Source organism: Labrys wisconsinensis (assembly GCF_030814995.1).
Lineage (GTDB): Bacteria > Pseudomonadota > Alphaproteobacteria > Rhizobiales > Labraceae > Labrys > Labrys wisconsinensis.
This window is the reverse complement of the sequence record NZ_JAUSVX010000004.1, coordinates 361,780-373,318: the sequence shown is the minus strand read 5'-3', so window position 1 is coordinate 373,318 and position 11,539 is coordinate 361,780. Positions and strand designations below refer to the sequence as shown.

At 69.9% G+C, this 11,539-nt stretch carries 9 protein-coding genes; all 9 read left to right on the top strand.

Annotated elements, in window-relative coordinates; translation table 11 throughout:
• Window positions 1–42: 42 nt before the first annotated feature.
• The 9 genes from QO011_RS14375 (at window position 43) to QO011_RS14335 (ending at window position 11,538) form a co-directional block, all read left to right on the top strand.
• Window positions 43–1,194 (top strand): mannitol dehydrogenase family protein, encoded by a 1,152-nt coding sequence (locus tag QO011_RS14375; protein WP_307273022.1) that lies wholly within the window; start codon window positions 43–45, stop codon window positions 1,192–1,194.
• An 80-nt stretch (window positions 1,195–1,274) separates the two neighbouring features.
• On the top strand, window positions 1,275–2,567 hold the full coding sequence (locus tag QO011_RS14370; RefSeq protein ID WP_307273020.1) for an ABC transporter substrate-binding protein: 1,293 nt from the start codon (window positions 1,275–1,277) through the stop codon (window positions 2,565–2,567).
• Window positions 2,568–2,611: 44 nt separating this feature from the next.
• Window positions 2,612–3,457, top strand: a complete 846-nt coding sequence (locus QO011_RS14365) for a carbohydrate ABC transporter permease (RefSeq protein ID WP_307273017.1) — start codon at window positions 2,612–2,614, stop codon at window positions 3,455–3,457.
• On the top strand, window positions 3,454–4,278 hold the full coding sequence (locus tag QO011_RS14360) for a carbohydrate ABC transporter permease (protein WP_307273015.1): 825 nt from the start codon (window positions 3,454–3,456) through the stop codon (window positions 4,276–4,278). Before QO011_RS14365 ends, QO011_RS14360 begins: the two co-directional genes overlap by 4 nt.
• 17 nt (window positions 4,279–4,295) lie before the next feature.
• A complete protein-coding gene (locus QO011_RS14355) occupies window positions 4,296–5,792 on the top strand; it encodes a xylulokinase (RefSeq protein WP_307273014.1) in 1,497 nt (498 codons plus the stop codon).
• A 165-nt stretch (window positions 5,793–5,957) separates the two neighbouring features.
• Entirely contained in the window at window positions 5,958–7,019 is a 1,062-nt protein-coding gene (locus QO011_RS14350) for an ABC transporter substrate-binding protein (RefSeq protein WP_307273011.1), read from the top strand.
• A 418-nt stretch (window positions 7,020–7,437) separates the two neighbouring features.
• A complete protein-coding gene (locus QO011_RS14345; protein ID WP_307273008.1) occupies window positions 7,438–9,678 on the top strand; it encodes an MGH1-like glycoside hydrolase domain-containing protein in 2,241 nt (746 codons plus the stop codon).
• Window positions 9,679–9,812: 134 nt separating this feature from the next.
• Window positions 9,813–10,745, top strand: a complete 933-nt coding sequence (locus QO011_RS14340; RefSeq protein WP_307273006.1) for an ABC transporter permease — start codon at window positions 9,813–9,815, stop codon at window positions 10,743–10,745.
• A gap of 10 nt (window positions 10,746–10,755) precedes the next feature.
• Window positions 10,756–11,538, top strand: a complete 783-nt coding sequence (locus tag QO011_RS14335) for an ABC transporter permease (RefSeq protein WP_307273003.1) — start codon at window positions 10,756–10,758, stop codon at window positions 11,536–11,538.
• Window position 11,539 lies beyond the last annotated feature (1 nt).

The window sequence follows — 11,539 nt, the reverse complement described above, 5'->3', positions numbered from 1 at the left end:
GCTCGCCGATGCCGGTCAATTCGTCAATGACCGCGACGGCGGGTGAAGCCGGCGGCCGCCGCCGGCCCGGCGCCGGATTGCGAGGTGGGGATGGAGGCGATCCATTTCGGAGGAGGAGCCCTCGGCCGCGGGCTGGTGGTGCCGCGCCTGGTCGAGGCCGGCTGGACGGTGACCGTCGTCGACCCGCTGCCCGACCTGGTCGAGGCCCTCGACCGACAGGGCGGCTATGGCCTGGAGATGCAGGAAGGCGGGGCGACGCGCGAGATCCGGGTGCCGATCGCCCGTGCCCTGCACCCGGAGCGGGACCGGGCCGAGCTGATGCGGCGGCTCGGCGAGGCGCCGCTGGTGACCACGGCGGTGCGCAAGGAGAACCTCGCCGGCGTCGCCCGCCAGCTCGTCGCCGCCGGCGCCGGCCGTGCCGCGCCCTGCACCCTTCTCGGCTGCGAGAACGTGGAGGCGGTCGACGAGGCGCTTACGCAGGCCCTGATAGCGGCCGGGATCGCCGGGGAGGCCCTGGCGCGCCTCCACATCCCCCGGACGGTGGTCGACCGCATCTGCGCCAATGCCTGGCCCGCCTCCACCACCATCCGGACCGAGACCTATGGCGAGCTCGCCGCCTCGCGGGCCGGCCCGACCATCCCCGGCATCGAGGCGGCGCAGAGCATCGACGCCCTGTTCGACCGCAAGCGCTACCTGGTGAACAGCCTGGCGGACGCGGCGGCGATCCTCGGGCGCTCGCGCGGCGACACGCTGCTGTCGCAGGCGTTCGGCGACGGGGCGCTGCTGGCCGAGCTGACGCCGTTCGTCGATGCCCTGCAGCGGCATCTGGCGCTCGAGCACGGCCTCGACCGCGACGGGCTCGTCCGCTACGCCGCGACCAGCCGGGAGCGTCTCGCCAACGGCTTCATCCCCCGCCGCCTCGACACCGTCGCCCGCGACCTCTGGCGCAAGATGCAGCCGGGGGAACGGTTCTTCGCGCCGCTGATCGCGCTGCGGCGCCGCGGCGAGGCCGTCGAGGCGGCCCTCGACGTGCTCGCCCGGTTGGTCCGCCTGAGCGCCGCGCTGGAAGGCGCGCCGGGCCACCCCGCCTTCGGGCCGGCGGAGCTGCGCGCCGTCGCCGACCGCCACGGCGAGGATCCGGCTCTCCGGTCGGTCTATCGCGACACGGCGGACCGGATCGGGAAAGGCGGCTGAGAGGCCTCGCCTTTACAAAGCAGCCGATTGGGTACATCGATATATCAACTGCAGGCAAAGCAGACAAACGGGAGGATTTCATGCGCCGCCGCGACTTCATTGCGCTTCTGGGAACGACGATGGCCATGCCGGCCCTGATGCTGGGCCGCAGCCGCGCCGAAGAGCTCGGCAAGACGGACTGGAAGGCCCACAAGGGCACGACGCTGAACCTGTTCCTGTCGCGCCATCCCTGGCAGGAAGCGATCGAGCCGCTCCTGCCGGCCTTCGAGGACCTCACCGGCATCACCGTCCAGGCCTCCAAGCTGCCGGAGCAGCAATATCTCACCAAGGTGGTGACCGACCTCTCGGCCAAGGCGTTCCAGCAGGACGTCTTCATGACGCAATATTACGAGGCGCCGCGCTTCCAGGCGGAGGGCTGGACCGCCGACCTGAAGCCGCTGATGGACAAGGCCGCGCTCACCGACCCGGCCTGGTACGACTGGAACGACTTCTTCCCCAGCGCCCGCAACATCGCCACCATCGGCCGCCGCTATGCCGACCGGGTGGCGCTGACCTCGGAAGCGCAGATCCTGGTCTACCGCAAGGACGTGCTGAGCGAAGCCAGCCTGCCCGTCCCGGCCGATTTCGACGGCCTGATCAAGACGGCGCAGGCCATCTCGGCCAAGGGCCCGATCTCGGGCATCACCCTGCGCGGCGGACCGACCAACTGGTGGCCACTCTACGGCGTCGTGCGCTCCTATGGCGGCGACTATCTCGACGACAAGCTGACGCCGGTCGTCGCCAGTGCTGAGAGCAAGGCGGGCCTGGAAGCCTTCGCCAAGCTCGCCGCCGCCGCGCCGCAGGGCGTGACCAGCTACGACTGGGACGAGATCAACACCGCCATGCTCTCCGGCCAGGCGGCGATGTTCCTGGATTCCTCCGTCATCTACGGCCGCCTGCAGGACCCCAAGCTCTCCACCGTCACGGGCAAGGTCGCGGCCGCGCCCTTCCCCACCGGTCCCGGCGGGCGCCATGGCCACTCCCACTACTGGTCGATCTCGATCGCCAGCGCTTCCAGGAACCCGGAAGCGGCCTGGCTCTTCGTGCAATGGGCCACCTCCAAGGCGACGCAGCTGGCGCTGGCCCGCAAGGGCATCTTCCCGCCGCGCACCTCGGTGGCGCAGTCGCCGGAGCTCGAAGCAACGTTCGGCAAGGACTTCCTGTCGGCCGTCGGCACCTCGCTCGCCTCGGCGGTGATCTCGCCGGCCAACCTGAAGTTCAACGAGCTGATGGATCCGCTGCGCGCCGCCACCCAGGAGGTCATCCTCGGCAACACCGACGCCTCGGCCGCGCTCGACGGCGTCGAGGAGCAGTGGAAGCGGATCCTGGCCTGAGGGCGGTTCCCCAGCCAGCGTCGCGTTCGGAGCAGGTCAAGCCGGTGTTCGACAACAAAGCCTTCGCGGCACTGCTCACGCTGCCGCTGACGCTGGCCCTGCTGGCGCTGCTGGTCTACCCGCTGGTCTACACCATCACCATGGCCTTTGGCGTGGCCGGCGGCGTCGGGCTCCAGCACGTCCAGGAGACCCTGGCGACCGCTGGCTTCTGGCAGGTCGCCTGGAATTCCGTCGTGTTCACGGCGTCCTCGACGCTGCTGAGCTTCGGGCTTGGCTTCCTGATGGCCTATGCCATGGAGCATGTCCATGCCGGGCGGCGCCTGTTCGTATCGATCTTCATCCTGCCGCTCGCCATCATGCCGGTGGTCTCGGGCCTCACCTGGTCGATGATGCTGAATCCGGCGCTCGGGGTGGTGAACCACCTCGTCGGCCTCCTCCATGTCGGCCCGCTCCCCTGGGCCACGGGGAGCCGCACCGCGCTGATGACGGTCGTGCTGATCGACGTCTGGCAGTGGACGCCGTTCTGCTTCATGCTGATCCATGCCGGCTTCCAGTCGCTGCCGCGCGAGCCCCTGGAAGCCGCCAGGGTGGACGGCGCCGGCGCGCTGCAGGAGCTGCGCCATGTCATCCTGCCGATGCTGCGCGCCATCCTGGTGATCACCCTGATCTTCCGCTTCATGGAGGCGTTCAAGGCCTTCGACGTGATCTACGTCGTCACCCAGGGCGGGCCCGGGCGGGCCAGCGAGACGCTGGTGATCCGCGCCTTCATGCAGGGCTTCCGCTTCCTCAAGCCGGAGGTCGCCGCGACGATCGGCGTCCTCCTGCTCCTCGTCACCATGCTGGTCACCCGGCCGGCGGGCCGCTTCATCCAACGGGAGACCGGCGCATGACGCCCCGCCCCCTCGCCCGTGCGGCGGCCTATGCCGTCCTGATCGCCTGCTCGGTCCTGTTCCTGGCGCCGGTGGCCTGGATGGTGCTGCAATCCTTCAAGTCGCAGATCGACGTGATCGCGCAGCCGCCCCGCTTCCTGTTCGCGCCGACGCTCGACAACTATGCCGCCGTGCTCGGCGCCGGCGGCTTCGTCCGGGCCTTCGCCACCAGCCTCGGCGTCGCCTGCGGCGCGGTGGCGGCGGGCATGCTGCTCGGCGTGCCCTTCGCCTATGTGCTGGCGCGCTACCGCATCGCCGGGCGCGAGGAGATCGCCGATTTCATCCTCTCCACCCGCATGCTGCCGGCGATCGTTGTCATCATCCCCTTCGTGCAGATCTACAACGCCCTCGGCCTGATCGACACGCTGATCGGCGTCGTCATCGCCCATATCCTCCTGGTCATCGCCATCATCGTCTGGGTGATGCGCAGCTTCTTCGCCGCCCTGCCGCGCGAATTGGAGGAGGCGGCCTTCCTCGACGGCGCCTCGTCCTGGCGGGCCTTCCGCTCGATCATGGTGCCGATGGCGGCGCCGGGCCTGGTCACGGTCGCCGTGCTCGGCTTCATCTTCTCCTGGAACGACTTCTTCTTCGCCTTCACCCTGACCAGCTTCAACGCCAAGACGCTGCCGGTCTACATGGCGACGGAATTCGTCGGCTTCCTCGCCGTCGACTGGGGCAAGCTCTCGGCCGCGGGCCTGCTCGCGACGCTGCCGATCGTGGTGCTGGTGCTCGCGGCCCAGAAGCACCTGGTCAAGGGCCTGTCGCTCGGCGCCATCAAGTAGCCCGGGCGGAGCCGGCCATGGACATCCTCATCGCCTGCGATCTCGGCACGTCGAGCTGCAAGCTCACCGCGCTCGACCTGTCCCCGGCTGCCGGCGCGGCCCGCATCCTCGGCACCGCCAGCCGCCCCTACCCGACGCACCATGCCGGCGACGGGCGGGCGGAGCAGCATCCGCAGGACTGGCTGCGCGCCTTCGCCGCCGCCGTGCGCGACCTCGCCGGGGCCGGCCGGCTGACGGGCCTTTGCGGCCTGGCCTTCACCGGCCAGATGTCCGCGGCGCTGCTGGTCGACGGCGCAGGAGAGCCGCTGCACCCGGCCCTGATCTGGAGCGACCAGCGCGCCGTGCGCGAGACGCAGGCCGCGGAGGCGGCGATGGACGGGCAGGCCTTCTACGCCCTCACCGGCAACCGGCTCAACGCCACCTATACCGGCCCCAAGCTCGCCTGGCTGGCCCGCCACGAGCCGGCGATCTGGTCGCGGGCCGCCCGCTTCGTCCAGCCCAAGGACTGGCTGGTCGCCCGCCTCACCGGCGTGACGGCGATGGATCATTCCGATGCGTCCTGCACCGGCCTCTACGACCTCGCGGCCGGCCGATGGAGCGAGGCGCTGTTCGAGCTGTTCGGCCTGCCGAGGGCGCTGGCGCCGGATCTGGCGGAGGCGGCGACGCGCATCGGCGCGCTGAAGCCTGACATGGCGGGCGTGCTCGGCCTGCCCGCCGGCCTGCCCGTCATCCTGGGCGGCGGCGACGGGCCGACGACCGCCCTCGGCACCGGCATCGCGCCGGGCGAGGCCTATGCCAGCTTCGGCACCAGCGCCTGGATCTCCGTGCTGAGCCCGGCGCCCGTCATCGATCCCGCCCGCCGCGTCTTCTCCTTCCGCCACGTCGTCCCCGGCCTCTACGCCGTCACCGGCAGCACCCAGAATGCCGGCAGCGCCCTCGCCTGGCTGCTCGACGGGATCCTGCAGAGCCGCGAGCCCGGCGGCGACATCGACGCCGCCCTCGCCGCGACGCCGCCCGGCGCCGACGGCCTGCTGGCCCTGCCCTATCTGCAGGGCGAGCGCACGCCGGTATGGGACTCCCTCGCCGGCGGCGCCATGGTCGGACTGCGCTCGCACCATACGCGCGCCCACCTCGTGCGCGCCTTCATCGAGGCGATCTGCTACCAGCTGCGGCTGATCCTCGACACCTTCGCCGATTGCGGCCTGACGCCGGCGGAGCTGCGCGTGGTCGGCGGTCTCGCCTCGCAGCCCAAGGTGATGGCGATGCTGGCGGCCATCCTGCGGCGCCGGCTGGTGCGCCAGAAGGCCCACGCCCATGCCACCGCCCTCGGTGCCGGCATGCTGGGCGCCATCGCCCTCGGCGCGATCGAGGCCGGCGAGGCGACGGGCTGGGCCGAGGCCGAAGCCGCCTTCGAGCCCGGCGCGAAGATCGCCGCGTTCGAGCGCGGCCATGCCGCCTATGCCGCCCTCTACCACGCCGTCCTGCCGATCCAGGCGATGCTGCGCGGCGCCTAGACCATCGGGCAGGCCCCGTCTTCTGCGGCGATCCGCCTCTCTCGCGGCGCAGGCGCCGTCGCGCCATCTTGCGCCCTGCCTCGCGCCGTGTATTGTTAGTGTACAAACACTAAGGCCGCAGGGCCGAGACCGCCTGAAACAGGCATGCACGAGAGGGGACTTGCGATGAAGGGACACCGGACTTTGCTCGCCGCGGCGCTTGGCGCCGGGCTCGCCGCCTCGACCGGCGCGGCGTTCGCCGCCGAGATCAAGGTGCTGAACTGGAACGGCTACGGCACGGACGAGAAGTTCGCCGTGGAGGAATTCGAGAAGAAGACGGGCATCAAGGTGGTGCACGACTACTTCACCTCCGAGCAGGAGATGCTGACCAAGCTGCGCACCAGCCCCGGTGCCTACGACGTGGTGCTGGTCAACTCCACCTATCTCAACCAGGCGCGCGGGGAAGGCCTGGTGCAGACGATCGACCCGGCCAAGATCACCAACCTGCCCGACGTCAACCCGACCCTGACCAAGGACCCGAGCGTCACGGTCGAGGGCAAGCTCTGGGGCGTGCCCTGGGTGTGGGGCTCCACCTCCTTCTCCTACAACACTGACACGATCAAGGACGACATCACCTCGATCAACGCGCTGTGGGACCCCAAATATGCCGGCCGCATCGCCTTCCGTGATGATGCGCTCCTGGCCGTCGAGCTCGCGGCGATCGCGCTCGGCCAGGACATCAACAACCCCTCCGACATGCCGGCGATCAAGAAGAAGCTGCTCGAGCTGAAGCCGCAGATCCGCTCCTTCTGGGCTTCCGAGGACGAGTGGATGAAGGGTTTCGCCGCCAAGAGCTTCGACATCGGCGTGATCTGGGCCGGCGGCGCCGCCCGCGCGGTGAAGAAGTTCAAGCTGCCGAGCAAGTTCGTCCTCCCGCAGGAGGGCGCCGTCGGCTGGTTCGACACCCTGACCATCGCCGCCAACGCGCCGAACCCGGACGGGGCTGCCAAGTTCATCGACTACATGATCAGCCCGGACTTCTACGTCCGCTGGGACACCCAGACGGGCGCCGCGGTCTCGGCCAACACCAAGGCCGTGGCCGCCCTTCCGGCGGACGCCTTCAACCGGGTCGTCATGGGCGCGCCCGAGGTCGCCGGCCGGCTGAAGTTCATGCAGCCGATGCCCGACGACAAGCGCCAGGAGATCCAGGAGCTCTGGGCCGAGGTGAAGACCGACTTCGCGCAGTAAGGGGCGTGTCGGGCTCGGTCTCCCCTGCAGATCGGGAGGGATCGGGTTCGATCGGCAAACGGGGCGTTCAGCTCGGCAAGAACCGGCGCCCCTTCTGCCGCCCGCAGTGTTCGCGTGGATGGCCGGGTCAAGCCCGACCATGACGGTCGCGGGTGAGGAATTGGCCATGTGCCATCCCGCGACCGCTGCAACGCGATCGGGTTCGTCCCGCGACCTCTCAGCCGTCATGGCCGGGCTTGACCCGGCCATCCACGCGAACGCAGTCGGCAGTCGCGTTCCTGCGGTGGTGGAATAAAAGCCGGCTCATGACGAACCTCCCCAACCGCGGACACGCCTGACCTGAGCGTCCGTGCCGCCCCTTCCCTCCTCCGCCCCGCCATCGCATCTTCACCACCACGCCCTGCCCCACGGACCTCCCATGCTCGTCGACGCCACCATTCCCGCCGCCCGTGCCTGGAACAGCTGGTCGGATCGGCCGGCGGAGATGGTGTTCCTGCCGCTCGGGGTGCGGCTGACGCCGGTGCTCTATGCGACCAGCATTCGCAAGGCGACGACCATCACCCCGCGCGACGGCACCGTCTTCGGCCGGCACGCGGTGGACGGCAGCCTGGTCGAGATCGAGGCCGTCCATGCCGGCACCCGCCTTGCCTTGCGCTACGCCAAGCCCGATCCCTATGCCGTGGTCGGCGCGTGGACCGGCGTGGCGCTGAAGGAATGGGGCCTGCGCTTCTGGGTGACGCTGTGCCTCTCGGCCGAGCGCGGCGAGACGGTCGAATATCTCACCGATGCCCAGGCCGCGGTGGTGAAGGTCGGCCATCGCTTCGTCGCCCTGGTCAGCGCGGCGCCGGCCGTCGAGGTCACGGCGCATGACAGCGTCGAGGCGCTCGCCGCCGACTTCGAGGCGAACGGCTATTTCCAGATCGCCAGCCGCGGCACCGCGGCGCCGACCATCGCGCTGCGCTTCAACCTGGAGATGATGCGCGACAACCGCTTCGCCGCCGCGGTGGCCGACGACCGGGCGCTGGCGATCGAACGGGCTCGTGCCGCCCTCGACGCCGCCCCCGCCGAGCCGGCCCTGCCGTCCCAGCACGGTCGCCATGCCGGCGCGCTCGACGTGGTCCGCGACGTCATGGGCTGGAACACGCTGTGGGACGGGGTCAACAACCGGCCCTACACCGCGGTCAGCCGGATCTGGAACCTCGGCACGTTCGCCGTGTGGTGGAACGACCAGACCTATGCGGCAGGGATGACCGGCCTCCTCGACGGCGGCCTCGCCGCCGAGAACCTCGCCGTGGCCATGGCCAGCGCCACGCCGCAGGGCAATTTCGCCTGCATCGTCACCTCGAACGATGCCTGGGTCGACCGCACCCAGGCGCCGAACGGCGCCTTCATGCTGTGGCTGCTCTACCTGCGCCGGCGCGACCGCACCCTGCTGGAGGCCGGCTACGGCCTGCTCGCCCGCAACCAGCGCTGGTGGCGCAGGCATCGCGACCCCGACGGGCGGGGCCTCGTCTCCTGCGGCACCTCCGACGTCGGCGAAGCCCTCTACAAGGGCACCGCCTTCGGCGCGCGCAACGAGACCGGCATGGACAATTCCGCCACCCATGACGAGGCGGTGTACGATCCCGCCACCCGCACGCTGTCGCTCCTCGACGTCGGCCTCAACTGCACCCTGGCGCTCGACGCGGAGATGCTGGCGCTGATCGCCGCCGAGCTCGGCCGGCCGGAGGAGGCGGCGGAGTTCGCGAGCCTCGCCGCCGCCAGCCGGGACAAGATCCGCACCGAGCTCTGGGACGAAGCGCGCGGCATCTTCGCCAACCGTCGGCGTCATGCGCCGCCCGGCGAGGGCTTCGTGCGCAGCCTCGGCCCGACCAGCTTCTACCCCCTGATCTGCGGCGCCGCCTCGCCGGAGCAGGCCGCCCGCCTCCTCGCCCATCTCGACGATCCCGCCACGTTCGGCGGGCGCTACGTCATTCCCAATGCGACGCGCGACGACCCGGCCTATGCCGACAACGTCTATTGGCGCGGCCGCATCTGGCCGAACGTCAACTGGTTCGTCTGGCAGGGCCTGCGCCGCTACGGCTTCCTCGACGAAGCCAGCGCCTTTGCGCAGAAGAGCCTCGACCTGTTCATGCAGTCCTGGACCAGCCGGCGCCTGTGCGGCGAGAACTACAGCGCCGAGACCGGCGAGATCGACGACCAGCCCGACACCGACCCCTTCCTCACCTGGGGCGCCATGCTGCCGATGCTCGGCGTGGCCGAGGTGATGGACGTCAATCCCTGGGGCGGCTGGGAGATCGTCAACACCGGCGAGGACGTGGCGCTCGGCCCCCTCGCCTCGCCGATCGGCGACGTGACGGTGACCGTGGCGGCGGGCCATCTGACCCTCGCCAAGGGCGGCGTGCCGATCCTTGCCAGCACGCTCACCGGGCGCCTCACGCATCTCGTCGTCGAGAGCGGGCTCTTCGCCTGCCGCATCCTGGCCGCGGCGCCGGGCGCGGCCGAGATCCGCCTGCCGCAGCTCCCGCCGGAGCGGGTCGTCGCCGTGCGTCTCGACGGGCGGGACGCGCCGTGGCGGGCCGAAGGCTCCGGCATCGCCGTCGACGTCTCCGGCGCCCGCCCCGGCGCGCCGCTCTCGGTGCACGGCCTGCCGGCCTGACGGCAGGCATGGCGAGTCGGCACGGCCGGCTTTCCTGCTACCATGCCCAGGCTGGAGCCTTTCGAGGACGGGGCTTGCCAGCGATCCGCGATCATATATGTTAGTGTACAAACGAATATGCAGATGGGAACAGGATGTCGAACATCGCAGCCGACAGCGCCGGCGCGGTGGCGCGCGCCGCGCCCTCCGGCCGGCTCGCGTCGATGACCGGCGGCGCCCGCCGCGCGCAGGCGATCGTCGGCCTGACCGGCGGCGCCTATATCGTGCTCCTCGTCACCGTGCTGCTGCCGCTGGCGGCGATGCTCTATTTCAGCGTTCTGACGGTCGCGCCGATCGGCGGCCGCGTGGCCCAGTTCACGCTCAAGCATTACACCGACTTCTTCACCAAGCCGCTCTACTGGATCAATGCCTGGCGCTCGCTGACGCTCGGCTTCACCGTGACGCTCACCTGCTTCGTGCTCGGCTATCCCGCGGCGCTGCTGCTCGCCAAGTTCGTCAGGAACCGCTGGCGCGAGGCGCTGCTGCTGCTGATCGTGCTGCCGTTCTGGAGCAACGGGCTGGTGCGCACCTTCTCCTGGACCATGGTGCTCACCAACAACGGCCTCGTCGCGCAGGGCCTCAGGGCGATCTGGCCGGGCGCGCCCTCGCTCGACCTGATGTACAGCTACGCCGCCATCGTCGTCGGCCTGGTGCACGCCTACCTGCCCTACATGATCCTCACCTGCTATGTCTCGCTGCAGGCGATCGACGACAGCCTGGCCGAGGCGGCGCGCAGCCTCGGCGCTTCCTCCTTCACGGTGTTCCGCCGCATCACCCTGCCGCTGAGCCTGCCCGGGGTGGTCGCCGGGGTGGTGCTGATCTTCGTGCCGGTGATCGGTTCCTTCATGGAGCCGCGCATCCTCGGCGGCCAGCAGGCGATCATGCTCGGCACGCTGATCGAGAACCAGTTCACCGCTTCGTTCAACTGGCCGCTCGGCGCGGCCCTCGGCTTCATCATGCTGGCGATCGTGCTCATCCTCATGGGCCTGTGCGCGCCGGTCTTGAAGAAGCACATGACCCTGAGCTGAGGAGGCGACCATGAGATCCCTCGGCGGCCTCTTCGCCGGCTCCTATCTCGGCCTGATCCTCATCTTCCTCTACATGCCCATCCTGGTGATGATGGTCATGGCCTTCAACACCTCCCAGCTCTACGAGCTGCCGTTCCACTTCGACCTCGTCTGGTTCCGGGCGCTCAGCGAAAACGCGACGCTGCTGGCCGCGGCGCGCAACAGCGTGCTGATCGCCATCGCCAACACGGTGATCGCCACCGGGCTCGGCACGCTCACCGCGCTCGCCTTCGCCCGCTACGATTTCTTCGGCAAGCGCCTGCTGCAGGTGCTGCTGCTGCCCCCGCTCACCATCCCCTGGCTGATCACCGGCACGGCCATGCTGATCTTCTTCTTCTGGACCGGCATCGGCCGCGGCCTGCACGCCATCCTGCTCGGCCATGTCGCGCTGTCGCTGCCCTATGTCGTGATCATCGTCGGCAGCCGGCTGAAGAGCTTCAGCATCGCCATGGAGGAGGCGGCGGCGACCCTCGGCGCCAATGGCTGGCAGACCTTCTGGCGGGTGACGGTGCCGCTTCTGGCGCCCGGCATCGTGGCGGCGGCGCTGTTCGCCTTCGCCATCTCCTTCGACCAGTTCGTCGTCTCCTATTTCCTGGCGCCGGTCGGCGTCTCCACCCTGCCGGTCGAGATCTATTCGGCGATCCGCAAGGGCTTCACCCCGGAGATCAACGCGATCTCCACCATCATCATCCTGGCGTCGATGGCGATGATGCTCGCCTTCGCCCGCTTCAGCAAATTCGGCGGAGAGCGCTGAC